1 protein-coding gene is annotated in these 274 nt (G+C 66.8%); it reads left to right on the top strand.

Annotated features, from left to right (window positions below; genetic code table 11):
* Positions 1-7: 7 nt before the first annotated feature.
* The coding region (locus MFF40_RS29170) for a YceI family protein (RefSeq protein ID WP_283206125.1) at positions 8-274 on the top strand (267 nt) is incomplete at its 3' end.

Consider the following 274-nt stretch of genomic DNA (forward strand, 5'->3'; position numbering starts at 1 on the left):
GGTCCGGCTGCAAGACGGCCGGGTAAGCGGGGAGTTCGTGGTGGACCTGAGGGAGCTCAAAAGCGACCAGGCCCGGCGGGACAACTACCTGCGCCAAAGAACCCTAGAGACGGACCGCTATCCCTTCGCCACCTTCCGGCCCAAGGAGGTGAGGGGCCTCCCGAACCCCCTGCCCCGGCAAGGCAAGGTGCCCATTCAGGTGGTCGGGGACCTCACCATCAAAGAGACGACGGCGGAGGTGGTCTGGGAAGGGGAGGCGGAGTTCCAGGGCGAC

The sequence above is a fragment of the Methylobacterium mesophilicum genome (genome assembly GCF_022179445.1).
Taxonomy (GTDB): Bacteria; Pseudomonadota; Alphaproteobacteria; order Rhizobiales; family Beijerinckiaceae; genus Methylobacterium; species Methylobacterium mesophilicum.